We start from the raw sequence: 17,240 nt of genomic DNA, 5'->3' as shown, positions 1-17,240 counted from the left end.
TCCATTCCGCCGATATAAGCACCACACGCTATATATCGTGTGATGAAGTGCGCTCGCAGCTTGTCGAACATGCGATTGCGTTTTTATACTGCGCCGCATGAGCAATCTCTTCGACCAGAGCGCCCCTGCCGTGTCCAGCGACTATTCAGCCAGTGCCATTGAGGTCCTAGAAGGGCTGGAGCCTGTCCGGCGCCGTCCGGGCATGTATATCGGCGGCACCGATGAACGCGCCCTGCACCATCTCGTCGCCGAAATCCTCGATAACTCGATGGACGAAGCCGTCGCCGGCCATGCCAGCCGTATCGAGATGGAACTGCACGAAGACGGCAGTGTCACCATTCGCGACAACGGCCGCGGCATCCCGGTTGATGCGCATCCGCGTTTTCCCGACAAGTCGGCGCTCGAAGTCATTCTGACGACGCTGCATTCCGGCGGCAAATTCTCCGGCAAGGCCTATGCGACTTCGGGCGGTCTGCACGGCGTCGGTCTTTCTGTCGTCAACGCGCTCAGCGACAAACTGCTCATCGAGGTTGCCCGTGACGGGCAACTCTGGCGCCAGAATTATTCACGCGGCCTTCCGCTCGGCCCCATCGAGGATGCTGGCCAGGTCCGCAATCGCCGCGGCACCACCGTTACCTTCCACCCGGACGGCGAGATTTTTGGCCACACCGCCGTATTGAAGCCCGGCCGCCTGTTCCGCATGGCGCGCTCCAAGGCCTATCTCTATCGCGGCGTGGAAATTCGCTGGAATTGCGCCCCTGCGCTGCTGGAAGCGGATGATCCGATTCCGGCAGAAGCGCGTTTTCATTTCCCCGGTGGGCTTGCCGACTTCCTCAGCGAAAACCTCAAGGACCGCGTCCTGACCATCCCGCCCTTCAGCGGCACGGTGGATTTCCCGGAAGACAAGGGCCGTATGGAATGGGCTATCGCCTGGCCCGATGACGAGCAGGGCTTCGACCACACCTACTGCAACACGGTGCCGACGCCGCAGGGCGGCAGCCATGAAAGTGGCATGCGCAGCGCGCTTACCCGCGCCTTCAAGGCCTTCGGCGAACTGGTTGGCAACCGCAAGGCCGCGCAGATCACTTCTGACGACCTGGTTGGCGATGCCTGCGTGCTGCTGTCGGTCTTTATCCGTGAGCCGCAGTTCCAGGGCCAGACCAAGGAAAAGCTGGCGACGCCGGAAGCGACACGCCTCGTCGACAACGCGCTCAAGGATCAGGCCGATCATTGGCTGAGTGCCGATCCGGCAACGGCAAAGCTGCTGCTCGACCGCATCATCGAGAAGGCCGAGGAGCGGGCACGACGCAAGCAGCAGAAGGAAATGACCCGCAAGACGGCCACCCGCAAGCTGCGCCTTCCGGGCAAGCTGGCCGATTGCAGCCGCAATTCTGCTGACGATACCGAAATCTTCCTCGTCGAAGGCGACAGCGCCGGCGGCTCGGCCAAGCAGGCCCGCAACCGCGAAACCCAGGCCATCCTGCCATTGCGTGGCAAGATCCTGAACGTGGCCAGCGCCAGCATGGACAAGCTACGCGCCAATCAGGAGTTGAGCGACCTCGTCCAGGCGCTCGGCTGTGGCACACGCGGCGACTTCCAGCTCGACAAACTGCGGTATGAGCGCGTCATCATCATGACGGACGCCGATGTCGACGGCGCGCATATCGCCTCGCTGCTGATGACCTTCTTCTATCGCGAGATGGGCGCGCTCATCTCCAACGGTCGCCTCTTCCTCGCCATGCCGCCGCTCTACCGCATCACGGCCGGCACCAAATCGCTCTATGCGCGCGACGATGCGCACAAGGACGAACTGATGGCGACCGAGTTCAAGAACCGCAAGGTCGAGATCAGCCGCTTCAAGGGCCTCGGCGAAATGCCACCGGCCCAGCTCAAACAGACCACCATGGCACCCGGCGCGCGCACCTTGCTACGCGTTACCCTGCCCGACGCCCGCATGCCGGACGAGGTGGATGATGCCCGCGCCACTGCCCAGCTCATCGAAAGCCTGATGGGGCGCAAGCCGGAGCTGCGTTTCCAGTTCATTCAGGAAAATGCGCGTTTCGCTGCCGATCTGGACGTGTAACCCATCGGCAACGCCCGGCCTCGTAAGGGCGTGAAATTGAGACGCTTTCGCCAGCATCCCGGCGGGATTGCTTGCACTTGAGCGTCATATGACCTCTTATGCGCGCTGTTGCGGCCGTGGCATCCGGCTTCGCCCCGCAGCACAGGGAATGAACCGGACTGATCATGCAATTTGCCGAACTGGGCCTTAGCGAAGAAATCCTGAAAGCGGTCGACGAAGCTGGTTACCAGCTGGCGACCCCCATCCAGGAAAAGGCCATTCCCTGGTTCCTTCAGGGACGCGATCTGATCGGCATTGCCCAGACCGGCACGGGCAAAACCGCTTCCTTTACCCTGCCCATGATCGATATTCTCTCCAGTGGTCGGGCCAAGGCCCGCATGCCGCGCTCGCTCATTCTGGAGCCGACGCGCGAACTGGCAGCCCAGGTGGCCGAGAATTTCGACAAGTACGGCAAATATACCCGCCTGACCAAGGCATTGCTGATCGGCGGCGAGAGCTTCGTGGACCAGCAGAAGGCACTCGAAAAAGGCGCCGACGTTCTGATCGCCACGCCGGGCCGCCTGCTCGACCTGTTCGAGCGCGGCAAGATCCTGCTGACGGACGTCAAGATTTTCGTCATCGACGAAGCTGACCGCATGCTCGACATGGGCTTCATTCCCGATATCGAGACTATCGCCAGCAAGCTGCCCTTCAGCCGCCAGACGGTGCTGTTCTCGGCCACCATGCCGAAGGAAATCCGTCGCCTCGCCGAGCGCTTCCAGAGCAATCCCAAGCAGGTGGAAGTGGCGCCCCCGGCCTCCCCGGCGGCCAGCGTACACCAGAGCGTCTGCCAGGTAGACAAGGCCGCCAAGCGCGAAGCCCTGCGCGGCTTCCTGCGGGCAGAAGACGTCAAGAACGCCTTCATCTTCTGCAACCGCAAGCGCGATGTGGCCGTTGTTGCCCACTCGCTCAAGCGGCACGGATTTGATGCGGAAGAGCTTCACGGCGACCTGCCGCAGGAAAAGCGCACTGAAGTGCTGGAGAAGTTCCGGCGTGAGAACGTCAAGCTTCTTGTCTGCAGTGACGTCGCCGCACGTGGCATCGATATCAGTGGTGTGAGCCACGTCTTCAATTTCGACGTGCCGACCCACGCTGATGATTACGTCCACCGCATCGGCCGCACCGGCCGCGCCGGCAACACCGGGCGCGCCATTACCCTTGCCCAGCCGGATGACGGCAAGTATCTCGCCGCCATCGAAAAGCTGATTGGTCGCGAGATCGAGCGTATCCAGCCTGTCGACGGCAGCATGGCAAGCAGCCCGGCTGCCAGCCCTGAAGAACAGCCCGCCAGTGAAGAAAGAAGCCGCCGTCGTCCCAGCCGGCGCGGCGAGCGTCCGGCCAGCGAACGTTCGGAACGCGCCGAACCTCGTCCGGAAGAGCCGCGCGCCAGGGCGCCCAAAGCGGCAGAACCTCGCGAAGAGCGGGGACGAGACCGGCGTGAGGATCGTCCTTCCCGCGATCGCAATCGGGGCCGTGAAGAGGCCGGCGAACATCGCTCCGACGCCCGGGTTTTTGCTGACGATCCGGCAGTACCAGCCTTTCTGCTACGTTCTCCCTTCGCTGGTCGCCGCGACGAGACGAAGGATGAGACCGAGCAGAACGGCTGAGCGATGCTGGAGCTTCTGAAGGCCGGCAAGCCCCGGCGCCCCCTGCCCCTCAAGCCCCGTCATGCCCTCGCCGTCGCGCTGGTCTCCAGCCTTATGGCGACGAGCGCATTGGCGCAATCCATCAACACGCTGAAGAAGCCCGGCCCCGATACACCCTTTCTGCTTTCCGCCGATAATGTCACCTACGACCAGTCTCTGGAGACGGTGGTGGCGCGCGGATCGGTGGAACTGGTTGGCCAGGACCGCATCGTGCGGGCTGACACGCTGAGTTACGACCGGCGGAACGATCTCGTTACGGCCTCCGGCAATGTTCAGATTCTCGAACCGACCGGCGAAGTCGCCTTTGCTGACCACGTACAGCTCAGCGGTGACCTGCGCGACGGCGCCATCGACCGCCTGCGCATCCTGCTCTCAGATAATTCGCGCTTTGCGGCCGTCAATGGCGAGCGCACCAACGGCAACATCACCACACTCAACAAGGCGGTCTATTCGCCGTGTGATCTTTGTGCCAAGGACCCGACGCGCCCGCCACTGTGGCAGATCAAGGCGAGCCAGGTCACTCACAACGCAGAAACGCGCGATATCACCTACAAGAATGCCCGGCTGGAAATGGCCGGCATCCCGGTTTTCTATAGCCCGTATTTCTCCCAGCCGGACCCGGGCGTAGACCAGCGTTCAGGCCTCCTGGTCCCGAGCGGCGGACACAGCAGCAAACTCGGCTTTTATGCCCGGGACTATTATTACTGGAGCGTAGACCCGACGACAGACGCCACGCTTGAGGCCCTCGCGTCACAGCATGGCAATCCGCTCTTCGGCGCGGAAGTGCGGCATTATTTCAACGCCGGCCCCCTGACAATCAAGGGCGCCATTACCTATACAGACCGTGCCGAAGGAGATGCCAGCGACCCTGTCATTGGCGCCAATGAGCCGCGCGGATATTACGATATCGAGGGGCAGTTCGAGATCGACGACAAATGGCGCTGGGGTATCGACGCCAGCCGTACTACCGACAAGAATTTTCTGCGCATTTACGACTATTCTTCTGCGGATATCCTGACCAGCAAGCTCTACGCAGAAAGGTTCGATGATCGCGACTATGCGAATATCGAGGCCTTGTCGTTTCAGGATCTGCGTTCCGCCAGCCTCACAGATGACGAGCCACTCGTCGTGCCGACGGCCCGCATGTCCCTGACAGGAGATGCCGGTGATACCTTCGGCGGGCGCTGGAATATTGAGTCGGGGGTCGTGAACCTGACACGCGACAACGGTCGGGATGCGGCGCGCCTCGACAATGCCGTCAACTGGGAACGCCGGGATGCACTCGGGTACGGCCTCGTTACCAAATGGACCATGCAGGGCCGGTTCGACGCGTTTACAACTCGGGACTCTAGCCTCGATGATGTTGACGAGACCAAAGTCCGCCCCTTTGCGCAAAGCGCTATGCTGACGAGCTTGCCTTTAGTCAATCGAGTGGGAACGAGCAATCTGCTGATCGAGCCTGATCTGGAGTTTCGCGCCGCAACCAATCCCTCGGAGAAAAATATCTCCAACGAAGACAGTCTCGCGATCGATTTCGATACCAGCAACCTGTTCGCGGACAATCGGTATCCGGGTCTTGATCGCATTGATGGCGGCAGCCGCGTGACTTATGGCGTCAAGTTCGGGACCTTCGGGGATCAGGGCGGGTATACACAGCTTTTTGTCGGCGAAAGCTATAGCCTGACCAGTCTCGACCTTCCTGAAGACTCGGGTCTCGAAGACAACCGGTCAGATTATGTGACTCGGCTTGAGGTCCATCCCACTGACGATCTCTATGTCGATTATCGTTCGCGCTTCGACAAGGAAGAGCTGAAAGCGCGCCGGAATGACCTGACAGCTCATTACCGGATGGGCCGCACAACTTTCACCGGCAACTATGCCTATCTGGCTGGCACCGATGGCAGCGACGACCTCGAGGAAGCCTCCGGCACTCTCAGCATCCCCCTCAACCAGGACTGGCAGGGCATTATCTCCCACAGGCGTAGCCTTGGCACAGACAGCGGTCCATTGCTGACATCCCTGGCCCTGCGTTACGAGGATGAGTGTTTTATCGTCGGCATTGAGGCGGAACGCACCTACACGGAACGTGAAGGCCTTGATGAAGGCACATCCATCCTGTTTCGTGTCGGCTTCAAAAACCTCGGCGGTTTTGGCAACGGTGCTGAAAAGGATCAGTCGAACTCGAACTGGTAATGACGGACAGTTGCGTATCAGGAGATACCCAACGCTCCTCACATGATCGATCTGACGAAAAGACATATGTCCTACAGTTATTATGAACGTGATCGCCAACGTCGACGCCGGCAGGCGGTATGGCGGGTGGCCAAGCTTTTCCTGCAGCTCGGCATCGTCGCCGCTGTCGGGTTGTTTGCCTATCAGTTCCGCATCGAGCAAACCGCCCAGCGTGAAGGGTCCCTGCAGAACGAGATCGAGGGGCTCGCGCATGACAAGGCGGAACTGGAGCAGCGCAATCTTTCGCTACAGAGCATGATTGCCAATGCCCGGCTGCGCACCGAAGAGGTCGAGCGCCGGCTCCAGCAGGACGCACCGACCGGGCCGCTGCGCGACCTGATGTTGCTGGCGCGCAAGCGCCTTGAAGACGGCGTGACGCCGGACCGGCTGGAGTTTGTCATCTCCAACGCCTCCAACAGCCGGGACTGCTCGCCGGCCGATGGCAAGCGCTTCATGATCCGCACCCCGCTGACTCAGGGCGCCAACACCGCCGTTACCTTCGAGGACGGCAAGATCACCGTTACCGGCAGCGGCAAGCCGGACCATGGCGATGATGACAAGACAGAAGCCTGGTTCGATCCGGACCAGCCGGTCACCGTCTATTTCACCGTGATCGGCGGCACGCAGAGCACAGCCGAAGGCATGCTGCCGCTGCACCACTCCCTTGTCATCAACAACAAGGAATATCGCTACACGTTGACGGAAGGCACCAAGGGCTTCGTCAACATTGCGAGCGATAGCTGCAGCTATCCGTAACCTGGCCCCTTAAATCGGCCACGAACGCATGCGGATGCTGCTTTTCCGAAAGCCGGGCTTTATTCCCCGGCCCGCCTCGGCTACCGTCCCGGCAGCCTGGTGCCGGAAATTTGGGCGTTTGCCCGCAAAATACCGGGAGAGCTGAAAAGATGCTGAGCTGGCTGAAACGCCTTTTGACCCTAATGATCGTGAGTTTGGCTATGACCGCTACCGCTGAGGCGCGCGACCTCGAGAACACGCTCTACATGGACCTCACCTATGGCCGCGTGGTCATCGAGCTGCGGCCCGACCTCGCCCCCAAGCATGTCGAGCGCATCAAGACGCTTGCCCGTCAGGGTTTTTATGACGGCGTGGTCTTCCACCGCGTGATCGAAGGCTTCATGGCCCAGACCGGCGATCCCACGGGTACCGGTGCCGGCGGTTCCGATCTGCCGGACCTCAAGGCTGAGTTTTCCGACGAGCCGCACGTGCGTGGCACCCTTTCGATGGCCCGCCGCGGCGACCCCAACAGCGCCAACAGCCAGTTCTTCATCATGTTCGCCAGCGCCCCTTACCTTGACGGCCAGTACACGGTCTTCGGCAAGGTCGTGGAGGGTATGGAATTTATCGACATGATCAAGAAGGGCTCCAAGTCCCAGAACGGCGCCGTGAGCGATCCGGACCGTATCCTCAAGCTGCGCGTCGCCGCCGACGTCGAAGGAAAGTAAGAACGATGCCCGAGACGCTGACGCTGAAGGCCGGTTCGCTTGAACTGGAGGTCGTCCCTGCCACCGGTGGCGGCATCGCCTCCTTCCTTCACCGCAGCGCCTCGGGCCCCGTTGCCCTGATGCGGGAGGTGCCGGAAAATCTGCGCGCCTATGTGGGTGATCTTGCCAACTACCCGCTGGTTCCGTTTTCCAACCGCATCGTTCATGGCCAGCTGGATTTTGGCGGCCGGCACATCACGCTGCCTTGCAATCTGCCGCCGCATGCCATCCACGGGCACGGCTACGTCCATGAATGGCAGGAGACGGAACGCACTGACAGCTCCCTCGCCCTTGCCTATCTGCATGCACCGGATGAGTGGCCATGGGCCTATGAGGCGGAGCAGCGCTACGATCTCGATGCCGATGGCCTTACCTACTCGCTTTCCGTGCGCAATCTCTCGGAAGAGCCGATGCCTGCCGGCCTTGGCGCCCATCCCTATTTTCCCATCCGTCCCGGCGTCCGTCTGACGACGGCGCTTGATCATGTCTGGGAGAGCGATCCGACCCTGGTACCGCTGCGGCGCATCCCGGTGCCGGCGGACTGGAGCTTCGCCACCGGACGGGAAATCGAGACCATCCATATCGATCATTGCTTCGGCGGCTGGGACGGGCTTGCCGTCATCGACTACCCGCAGGACGGGCTTACACTGACGGTTACCGCAGATGCTCTTTTCGGCCATCTGGTGGTCTACACACCGGAAGGAAAGAGCTATTTCTGCGTCGAGCCGGTAACCCACTGCAATGACGGTTTCAACATGATGGAGCGCGGCGTTCCCGACACCGGCACCGTCGTTCTCGGCAAGGGCGAAACCCTTGCTGGCAAAATGAGATTTTCTGTCCGCATAAAACAATAAAGTGCCTTAGCGCCTGCAAAAAAAACCGCTACCGTCTGGTGACGAGAACGCAAGCGTCCCAGACGGAGCGCCAATGGCCATTCACGTCGCCCTCCACCACAAGACCAGCTACAGCTATGACCGCCCGGTGATGCTTGGGCCGCAGGTCATAAGGCTTCGTCCGGCACCGCATTGCCGCACGCCCATCATTGCCTATTCGCTGCGGGTGAGCCCGGAAAAGCACTTCGTCAACTGGCAGCAGGATCCGCAGTCCAACTGGCTTGCGCGTTATGTTTTCCCTGAACGCACACGTTCGTTCGAGGTTGAAGTCGACCTCGTGGCCGAAATTTCGGTCATCAATCCCTTCGACTTTTTCCTCGAGAGCTATGCCGAACGTTTTCCGTTCGTCTATGACGCCTCGCTGGAAAAGGAACTGGCGCCCTATCGGGAGACGATCGAACCCGGTCCGCTGCTGCGCGGTCTCCTCGACCAGGTTGACCTCACCGAACGTCCGACCGTCGATTTCCTTGTCGGCCTCAACCAGATTGTCCAGCGGCGGGTCGGCTATGTCATCCGCATGGAGCCTGGTATCCAGGCGCCGGAAGAAACGCTGGAGCTTGGGACCGGCTCCTGCCGGGACAGCGCCTGGCTTCTGGTGCAGGCGCTACGCCATCTCGGCCTCGCCGCCCGATTCTGCTCCGGATACCTCATCCAGCTGGCGCCCGACGTCAAATCTCTCGACGGACCCAGCGGGACCGACGTCGATTTCACCGATTTGCACGCCTGGACGGAGGTTTACCTCCCGGGTGCCGGCTGGGTCGGCCTTGACCCGACCTCGGGCCTGCTCACCGGAGAAGGCCATATTCCGCTCGCCTGCTCCCCCGACCCGGTAAGCGCCGCGCCGATCACCGGCCTCATTGAAAAAAGCGAAGTTACCTTCGGTCACGAGATGTCGGTAACCCGGGTGCTGGAGACGCCGCGCGTCACCAAACCCTACACCGACGATCAGTGGAAGGCCGTCGACGCCCTAGGCAGCGCGGTGGATGCTCGCCTTCAAGGGCACGATGTCCGTCTGACCATGGGCGGAGAGCCCACTTTCGTCTCCATCGACGATATGGATGGGCCGGAGTGGAATACGGCGGCTGTCGGGCCCAACAAACGCTCGCTCGGCCACCAGCTCACCTGGCGCCTGCTCGATGCATTCGGCAAGGGGGGCCTCGTTCATTACGGCCAGGGCAAATGGTACCCGGGCGAATCCCTGCCGCGCTGGGCATTTTATATTTACTGGCGCAAGGACGGAGCCCCGCTCTGGCGCGATCCCGACCTGCTGGGGCGGGAGATCGACTACGGCTTTGGCCTCACCACGGCCGACCGTTTCCTTTCCACCCTCGCCGGGCGGCTTGGTATCGATCCTTCCAGCATGATCGCCGCCTATGAGGATCCCGCCCATTTCCTGCGCAGGGAAATCCAGCTGCCGGTCAATGTCACGGCGCAGGACAACAAGCTCTCCGACCCGGAAGAACGCGACCGGCTCGCCCGGGTCTTCGAGCGCGGCCTGCAGAAACCGGTCGGTTATGTGCTGCCAATCCACCGCCGCCACGAGGCGATCGGACCGGTCTGGCTCTCTTCGGCCTGGCCGCTCCGGCAGAAATATCTGCTGCTGATGCCCGGCGACAGCAGCATCGGTTATCGCCTGCCGCTGGACCGGCTGCCGTGGGTGTCGGAGGCTGACTACCCCTACATCATCGAAGCCGACCCGATGGAAGAGCGCGGCCCGCTGCCGCAACCCGATACGCTGGCCGGCAGCCGCCAGCGCCGTCTGCCGGGCCGCCAGCCGCTGGGGCGCCGGCAGGAAGGCTGGGCCGATCAGCAAATTCCCGTCGGTGTTTCCGCTGGCGGAATTGCGCGCACGGCAATCGCCGTCGAACCGCGCGACGGGCGCATCTATGTCTTCATGCCGCCACTCGCCAGTATAGAGGACTGGGTCGATCTGGTTGCCGCTATCGAAGAAACTTCTGCCGAGCTCGGGGTGCCGGTGCTGATGGAGGGGTATCCCCCGCCCCGCGATCCGCGCGTGGAGCTTATCAACGTTACTCCGGATCCGGGCGTCATCGAGGTCAATGTACACCCGGCGGCCGACTGGCAAGGGCTCAAGCACACGACCTTCACCCTCTATGAAGAGGCCCGCCAGTCCAGGCTCGGCAGCGAAAAATTCATGGTCGACGGCCGCCATGTCGGTACCGGCGGCGGCAACCACATCGTGGTCGGCGCGGCCCGGGCACCGGATAGCCCGTTCCTGCGCCGTCCCGACCTGCTGCGCTCGCTCATCACCTTCTGGCAACACCATCCGTCGCTGAGCTATCTGTTCTCGGGCCTCTTTATCGGCCCGACCAGCCAGGCGCCGCGCGTTGATGAAGCACGCAATGACACGCTCTATGAGCTGGAGATCGCTTTCGAACAGATTGACCGTATTGCCGGCAACCCGCCACCCTGGCTGATCGACCGCATCCTGCGCAACCTGCTGACCGATGCCACCGGCAACACCCACCGGGCCGAATTCTGTATCGACAAGCTCTATTCGCCGGACAGTTCCTCCGGCCGGCTCGGTCTTGTCGAGTTCCGCAACTTCGAGATGCCGCCGCATCCGCAGATGAGCCTCGTGCAGCAACTGCTGCTGCGGGCACTCATCGTACGCTTCTGGGAAAAGCCCTACCGCCATCGCCTGGTGCGCTGGGGTACGGAGCTCAACGACCGCTTCATGCTTCCGCACTATCTGTGGCTTGACCTGCAGGATGTGCTGGCCGACCTGCGCGCCCATGGACTGGAGATGAAGGATGAGTGGTTCCTGCCGCACTTTCATTTCCGCTTCCCCGTCTATGGCAGCGTCCAGGCCCGCGAGGTGAGGCTGGAACTGCGCTCGGCGCTCGAGCCCTGGCATGTGCTCGGCGAGGAGCCGGGAGGAGGAGGCACCGTGCGTTATGTCGACAGCTCGGTGGAACGCCTCCAGCTGCTGGCGGACGGGATGACGGGCGAGCGCTATGCCATTACCTGCAACGGGCGGCGCGTGCCGCTGACCCCGACAGGAACCGAGGGGCAGCACGTCTCTGGTATTCGCTTCCGCGCCTGGTGGCCCGCCAACGCCCTGCACCCGACCATTCCGATCCACGCCCCCCTGGTCTTCGATGTCGTCGATAGCTGGTCGGGCCGCTCGATCGGGGGCTGCACCTACCATGTCGCCCATCCCGGCGGACGGAACTACGAAACCTCTCCGGTCAATGCCTATGAGGCGGAAGGACGAAGGCTGGCGCGTTTCTTCCCGTTCGGGCATACACCGGGGCCAATGGAGGTTCCGCCCTCCCGCCGTACACCGGAATTCCCGACCACGCTGGATATGAGACTTGGCGATTGATGAGCTGCCCGGCAGCCCGCTTCCCGCGGGCGGTTTTGCCTATGACGAAATGGTCGATGGGCACGGCAGCATTCGTCCGCACTGGGAGGGCTTTCTTGCCCACCTGATGCCCAGCGACACCGCATCTATGGCCCGGCGTGAGGAAGAGACACGCCGGCTGCTGCATCAGCATGGCGTCTCCTACACCGTCTATTCCGATCCGCAGGGGGCAACGCGTCCCTGGCCGCTCGACCCGGTGCCCCTCATCCTGCCGGCGGAGGAATTCCGGGGACTCGCCCAGGGTATGCGAGAGCGGGCAAGGCTCATCGAAACCGTTCTGCAAGACATCTATGGCGATGGCCGGCTGCTGAAGGAAGGGCATATCCCGCCGGCCCTTCTCTACGACAATCCCTATTTCCTGCGCCCTCTGGTGGGCTCCCGTCTGCATGGGCCGCATCTTGCCGTCTATTCCGCCGACCTGGCGCGTATGCCGAACGGGAAATGGAGCGTGCTGAGCGACCGGTTGCAGAACGCCTCCGGTCTTGGTTACACGCTGGAAAACCGTGTGGTGACGGGCCGCGTTCTCGCCAACCAGTTTCAGGAAAGCCGCGTCATGCGGCTTAACCAACCCTTCGACGATATCCTCAGCCACCTCTTGCATCTGGCGCCCCAGGCCGACGGCAAGCAGGGTCACCTTGTGCTGATGACGCCGGGACCGCTGACGGAAACCTATTTCGAGCATGTCTTTCTCGCCCGCCGCCTTGGCATCACGCTGGCGGAAGGCGGCGATCTCACGGTGCGCGACGGACGCGTCTGGCTCAAGACGTTGCAGGGGCTGGAACCCGTCTCTGCCGTTCTACGCCGAGTGGATGAGGATTTTTGCGACCCGCTCGAGCTACGTCCGGACAGTGCGCTTGGCGTGGCCGGCCTCGTCCAGGCCATCCGTTCGGGTGAGGTGCTGGTTGCAAATGGCCTCGGTGTCGGCGCTCTGGAGGCCCCCGGCCTCCTGGCCTTGCTCGACCGGTTTGCCGGCATTCTCGGCGTCGAGCGACCCTGCCTCAGCGCGCCGGAGATGGTCTGGCTGGCACAGACCACAAGGCCGGTGGAGTTCACTCTGCCGGAAAATGGCTGGCTCATCCGTCCCGCCCTTTCCCATGCCTCTACCGACGCCATCGACCCGGCAGCCCTGCCCGAAGAGGAAAGAACGCGCCTGGCAGCGGCGGTGAAGGCGGCACCGCACCGCTATGTCGCCCAGCGCCGCTTCCCGCTGGCCTCGACCCCCTGCTGGATCAACGGCTCGCTGGAAGCCCGGCCCTACATGCTGCGCCTCTATGCCATCGCCCGGCCGGATGGCGAGTACGACGTCATCCCGGGTGGGCTGGTGCGCTACAGCGCCTCCGCCGATGCTGCGACAATTTCCATGCAGAAGGGCAGCGGCAGCAAGGATTGCTGGATCCTCTCGGACGAAAGCGAACCCGGCATCACCAGCAGCCGGGCACCCCGCCTCTATGCCCGCAGCACCGCCCTTCCCAGCCGCGCTGCCGATGGCTTGTTCTGGCTTGGCCGTTACATCGAGCGGGCGGACAGTGCAATCCGCACCCTGCGTGCCGGTTTCTCCCGCCTTATCGATGATGGCTGGCCGGGTGCAAACCGGCAGCTGGAAGGTGTGCTGGCTGTCATGGCCTATATTGCCATGATCAACCCGGATTTCGCCAAACTCGCCCCGCGCACGCCGCTGCGTACCCTCAAGCCGGCGCTCGTCTCCGCAGCCTTCAACCGGGCCAACACCTTCAGCCTGGAGCGCATCCTCGCCAATGTGCGCCGCACTGCCGCCAGTGTGCGCGACCATATAACCGCTGACATGTGGCGCGTACTGGCCGACCTCAAGCAGGCTCCCGACACCTTCGAGCTTATGGACGATGCTGAATGTGTCCTGCGGCTGGAGGAATGCGCCACCGCCCTTACCGCCTTCGTCGGCTTCCAGCAGGAAAGTCTGCCGCGGGGAGACAGCTGGCATTTCCTCGACACTGGCCGCCGCATGGAGCGCATTCTGGGTCTGACAGCTATCCTGCGGGCGAGTGGCGTTATCGAGCGCGATGACGCCGATCTGTGTCAGGTTGTGCTTGAGCTTGGCGACAGTGCGCTCACCTATCGTGCCCGGTCGAGCGAACCGCCGCGTTTTGCCGATATTGCCCCGCTCTTCATCAGCGAGATTGCCCACCCGCGCTCCGCAGCCTTCCAGCTTCAGCGCCTTTATGAACATCTGATTGCTGTTGCCCGCGATGAAGCCGGCCTGCCGGAAGAAGTCGAAGCACTGCTCGCCCTTACCAGTGCCAACCGCCATGCGGCCTGGACGCCCGGCCGGCTCTCCTCGGTAGCGCTGGCACTGGAGCAGGGAGTGCTCGGGCTTTCCGACCGCCTGAGCGCCACCTTCTTCGCCCATGCCGGTTACGCCACGCGCCGCCGTCGCCAGAAGCTGGAAATCGTACAATGAGCGACGTTTCCTACCGCGTGCGTCACGCCACCCTCTATCGCTATGGCCAATCCGTCAGCCTGTCGCACCATCTGGCGCACTTGCTCCCGCGCAACACGCCAACACAGTGGGTGAGTGCGTACCGCCTCGACATCACACCGCCGCCGGCGGGGCGGCGGGAAGAGGTCGATTATTTTGGCAATCCGTTCGTCTATTTTTCCTATGAAACGCCCCATGGCGAAATGACGGTCGAAACCGAACTTCAGGTGACCGTCGCCGAACGCCCCGTCGTGGAGCCGGAAACCACGCCGGATTGGCGGGTTCTTGCAACCCAGCTGCAAAACCCGCCTGCTGCAGCCATCGAAGCCAGCGAGTTCCGGTTCAATTCAGCCCTCATCGCCACCGGCCCTGCCTTTGCGGATTTTGCCCGGGCCTCCTTTCCTCCCAACCGGCCGGTGCTGGCGGGCGGCATCGATCTTATGAACCGCATCCATGGCGAATTCACTTTCGACGCGACCGCTACTGATATCGCAACGCCGCTCGACGAGGTGATGCGCGAACGCCGCGGCGTCTGCCAGGACTTTGCCCATCTCTTCATTGCCGCCGTGCGCAGCCTCGGGCTCTCGGCGCGTTATGTCAGCGGTTATATCCGTACCGCGCCGCCACCCGGCCAGCCGCGCCTGCAGGGGGCCGATGCCTCGCATGCCTGGGCATCGCTCTATTGCGGCGAGACCGGTTGGGTCGATCTCGATCCAACCAACAATCTCATTGTCGGCCAGGACCATGTGACGCTCGCCTGGGGGCGCGATTTTGATGATGTCAGCCCCTTGCGTGGCGTCCTGACCGGGGGCAGCCACCAGAGCCTCAAGGTTGCTGTCGATATGGAGCCGCTGGCCGCTCCGGATCAGGCTCCGGTTCCGGCACAGCCAGCCTTCTTCTCCTGATAGAGTTTGCCAGCCGGAGCTCTCTGGCAGGCCTGCGACCCTCGGCCGCCCTTCCCATATTACCTCTTTATTGTATTATTTTTTGCGACATGTTTTAATCTCATTTGACCGGAATGAGTGGAAAACCGGACACCCAATTTTTCTTCACTTCAAAACATCGATGCAAACCAAAGCGGCAAACTCCAACCGCTGGAATCTTGCAAAATAATAATACAATAAAATAGCGATCTGCGGCGGAAGACCCGGCCAAACGGGCGGCGCCAGCAGGTCTTGCCAACAAGGGAGGAACCGTTGGCGCTTCTGGAACTGGAAAACGTGACCAAGGAATTTGGCGCGATCACGGCCCTTCAGGGCGTGAGCTTTACTGTCAATCCGGGCGAAACAGTTGGACTGATGGGCGACAACGGCGCCGGCAAGTCCACCCTGGTCAAGATCATCTCCGGCATCTTTGCGCCGACGTCCGGCCAGCTACATTTCGAAGGCAGTCGCGCCTATATACACAGCCCCGGCGAAGCCCGGCGCCTTGGCATCGAGACCGTCTACCAGGACCTCGCCCTCTCCGACAATCTGACGGCCTCGGCCAACATCTTCCTCGGGCGCGAGCTCTTCTGGCGCCTTGGCCCGCTACGCTTTCTCGATCATCGCGCGATGAATGCCCGCGCCGCAGAACTGTTCGCCGAACTGAAGTCCGAAACGCGGGCTGATGATCTGGTGCGCAAGATGTCTGGCGGCCAACGCCAGGCAGTGGCCATTGCCCGCACCCGCCTTGCCGACGCAAGGCTGATCCTGATGGACGAGCCGACTGCCGCCATCTCCGTGCGTCAGGTGGCGGAGGTGCTGAGCCTCATCAGGCGGCTGAAGGAAGCCGGTATCGCCGTCATCCTCATCTCCCACCGCATGCCCGATGTCTTTTCCGTCTGCGACCGCGTCATCGTGATGCGCCGTGGCACCAAGGTTGCCGACAAGAAGGTGGCAGAGTCCTCGCCCGAGGAAGTTACCGCCCTCATCACCGGCGCGAAGGAGGCCGCGTGATGTCCCCGATGAGCGATACCGTCCAGGGCTTCACCAATGTCCGCCGCTCCCGCTGGTGGCAGCGCGGCTTCTTCTCATCCCAGTCGGCCTATGTGCTGGTGGCCCTGCTGCTCGTCATCCTGATGATGAGCTTTGCTTCCCCCAATTTCCTGACTCCCGGCAACATTTCCAACATCGCGCGCAATTTTACCTTTATCGCCATCGCCACGCTGGGCATTACCCTCGTCATCATAACCGGCGGCATCGATCTCTCGGTCGGCTCCACCATTGCCATGACGGCGACAGTGACCTCGCTGGTCATGAACGGGTTGAATGACGCTCAATTCCAGCCCTTTCCGGGGTTCTCGCTGATTGTGTCAGTCGGGGCCGGCCTTGCCGTTGCCGCGTTGATCGGCCTTATCAATGGCCTTTCCATCGCCTGGCTGAAACTCTCGCCCTTCGTCACCACCCTCGCTTCGCTCTCCATCGTCCGTGGGCTCACCTATGTGCTCACTCAAGGGCGCGGCAGTTACCCCAAGGGGCCGGACAAGGAACTCTTCATCGATATTACTGCCGGCAAGGTCTTCGGCTATGTGCCGCTGCCCTTCCTCTATCTGCTGGTGCTGGCGCTCATCATGTACATCGTGCTTCATCACACCGCCTGGGGCCGGCACATCTTTGCCATCGGCGGCAACGAGCAAGCCGGACGGATGACCGGCGTCAAGGTCGACCGCATCAAGGTGCAGGTCTATGTTATCTCGGCGCTGGCGGCCGGCCTCAATGGCATCATCATCTCCGGCTGGCTGGGCTCCGCCCCGGCCAACCTCGCCACGTCCTATGAACTCACCATTATCGCGGCGGCCGTCATCGGCGGCGCCAACCTTGCCGGCGGTGTCGGCGGGGCGGCAGGCGCCATTATCGGCTGCCTGCTGATCGAGGTGATCCGTAACGGCCTGATCCTCGCGGGGATCGACCCTTACTGGCAGCTTACCCTTGTGGGTTTCATCATTCTCGCGGCGGTCCTTGTCGATCGCCTGAGATCGCTGCGGGCCGGCTAGCAAGGCCCTTCCAGCGTTTTGGCGCCGGCCT

The 17,240-nt window shown here is 62.3% G+C and carries 11 protein-coding genes; all 11 read left to right on the top strand.

Features of this window, described 5'->3' with window-relative positions:
* Positions 1-97 precede the first annotated feature (97 nt).
* The 11 genes from parE to QTL98_RS10075 all read left to right on the top strand — a co-directional run bounded on the left by parE (position 98) and on the right by QTL98_RS10075 (position 17,209).
* Positions 98-2,083 (top strand): DNA topoisomerase IV subunit B, encoded by a 1,986-nt coding sequence (gene parE, locus QTL98_RS10125; protein WP_445678371.1) that lies wholly within the window; start codon positions 98-100, stop codon positions 2,081-2,083.
* Positions 2,084-2,247: 164 nt separating this feature from the next.
* A complete protein-coding gene (locus QTL98_RS10120; RefSeq protein WP_445678370.1) occupies positions 2,248-3,729 on the top strand; it encodes a DEAD/DEAH box helicase in 1,482 nt (493 codons plus the stop codon).
* Between the two features lie 3 nt (positions 3,730-3,732).
* A complete protein-coding gene (locus QTL98_RS10115; protein ID WP_445678369.1) occupies positions 3,733-5,961 on the top strand; it encodes an LPS-assembly protein LptD in 2,229 nt (742 codons plus the stop codon).
* Between the two features lie 126 nt (positions 5,962-6,087).
* The gene (locus tag QTL98_RS10110) at positions 6,088-6,756 is read left to right on the top strand and encodes a PilN family protein (RefSeq protein WP_445678368.1); all 669 of its coding nucleotides are present in this window, start codon (positions 6,088-6,090) and stop codon (positions 6,754-6,756) included.
* Positions 6,757-6,956: 200 nt separating this feature from the next.
* Positions 6,957-7,463, top strand: coding sequence for a peptidylprolyl isomerase (locus QTL98_RS10105; protein WP_445678367.1), 507 nt, complete (start codon positions 6,957-6,959; stop codon positions 7,461-7,463).
* A gap of 5 nt (positions 7,464-7,468) precedes the next feature.
* A complete protein-coding gene (locus QTL98_RS10100; RefSeq protein ID WP_445678366.1) occupies positions 7,469-8,356 on the top strand; it encodes an aldose 1-epimerase in 888 nt (295 codons plus the stop codon).
* 73 nt (positions 8,357-8,429) lie between these two features.
* Positions 8,430-11,744 carry a transglutaminase family protein gene (locus QTL98_RS10095; RefSeq protein WP_445678365.1) on the top strand — a complete coding sequence of 1,105 codons (3,315 nt, stop codon included), beginning with the start codon at positions 8,430-8,432 and terminating at the stop codon, positions 11,742-11,744.
* Positions 11,734-14,217 (top strand): circularly permuted type 2 ATP-grasp protein, encoded by a 2,484-nt coding sequence (locus QTL98_RS10090; protein WP_445678364.1) that lies wholly within the window; start codon positions 11,734-11,736, stop codon positions 14,215-14,217. The genes QTL98_RS10095 and QTL98_RS10090 overlap by 11 nt, the downstream gene beginning before the upstream one ends.
* The gene (locus tag QTL98_RS10085) at positions 14,214-15,140 is read left to right on the top strand and encodes a transglutaminase family protein (protein ID WP_445678363.1); all 927 of its coding nucleotides are present in this window, start codon (positions 14,214-14,216) and stop codon (positions 15,138-15,140) included. The genes QTL98_RS10090 and QTL98_RS10085 overlap by 4 nt, the downstream gene beginning before the upstream one ends.
* A 291-nt stretch (positions 15,141-15,431) precedes the next feature.
* Positions 15,432-16,172, top strand: coding sequence for an ATP-binding cassette domain-containing protein (locus QTL98_RS10080; protein ID WP_445678362.1), 741 nt, complete (start codon positions 15,432-15,434; stop codon positions 16,170-16,172).
* Entirely contained in the window at positions 16,172-17,209 is a 1,038-nt protein-coding gene (locus tag QTL98_RS10075) for an ABC transporter permease (RefSeq protein ID WP_445678361.1), read from the top strand. Before QTL98_RS10080 ends, QTL98_RS10075 begins: the two co-directional genes overlap by 1 nt.
* The last annotated feature ends 31 nt before the right edge of the window (positions 17,210-17,240 follow it).

The organism is Radicibacter daui (assembly GCA_030657355.1).
GTDB classification, from domain to species: domain Bacteria; phylum Pseudomonadota; class Alphaproteobacteria; order Radicibacterales; family Radicibacteraceae; genus Radicibacter; species Radicibacter daui.
Note: the sequence above shows the minus strand (reverse complement) of the source record. Positions and strands in the feature narration are given on the sequence as shown.

What these genes read in the sequence shown, in the direction of transcription:
- QTL98_RS10105 (WP_445678367.1), top strand. Translation starts at nt 6,957, where the DNA reads ATGACCGCTACCGCTGAGGCGCGCGACCTCGAGAACACGCTCTACATG.
- QTL98_RS10095 (WP_445678365.1), top strand. Translation starts at nt 8,430, where the DNA reads ATGGCCATTCACGTCGCCCTCCACCACAAGACCAGCTACAGCTATGAC.
- QTL98_RS10100 (WP_445678366.1), top strand. Translation starts at nt 7,469, where the DNA reads ATGCCCGAGACGCTGACGCTGAAGGCCGGTTCGCTTGAACTGGAGGTC.
- QTL98_RS10115 (WP_445678369.1), top strand. Translation starts at nt 3,733, where the DNA reads ATGCTGGAGCTTCTGAAGGCCGGCAAGCCCCGGCGCCCCCTGCCCCTC.
- QTL98_RS10075 (WP_445678361.1), top strand. Translation starts at nt 16,172, where the DNA reads ATGTCCCCGATGAGCGATACCGTCCAGGGCTTCACCAATGTCCGCCGC.
- QTL98_RS10085 (WP_445678363.1), top strand. Translation starts at nt 14,214, where the DNA reads ATGAGCGACGTTTCCTACCGCGTGCGTCACGCCACCCTCTATCGCTAT.
- QTL98_RS10120 (WP_445678370.1), top strand. Translation starts at nt 2,248, where the DNA reads ATGCAATTTGCCGAACTGGGCCTTAGCGAAGAAATCCTGAAAGCGGTC.
- parE (WP_445678371.1), top strand. Translation starts at nt 98, where the DNA reads ATGAGCAATCTCTTCGACCAGAGCGCCCCTGCCGTGTCCAGCGACTAT.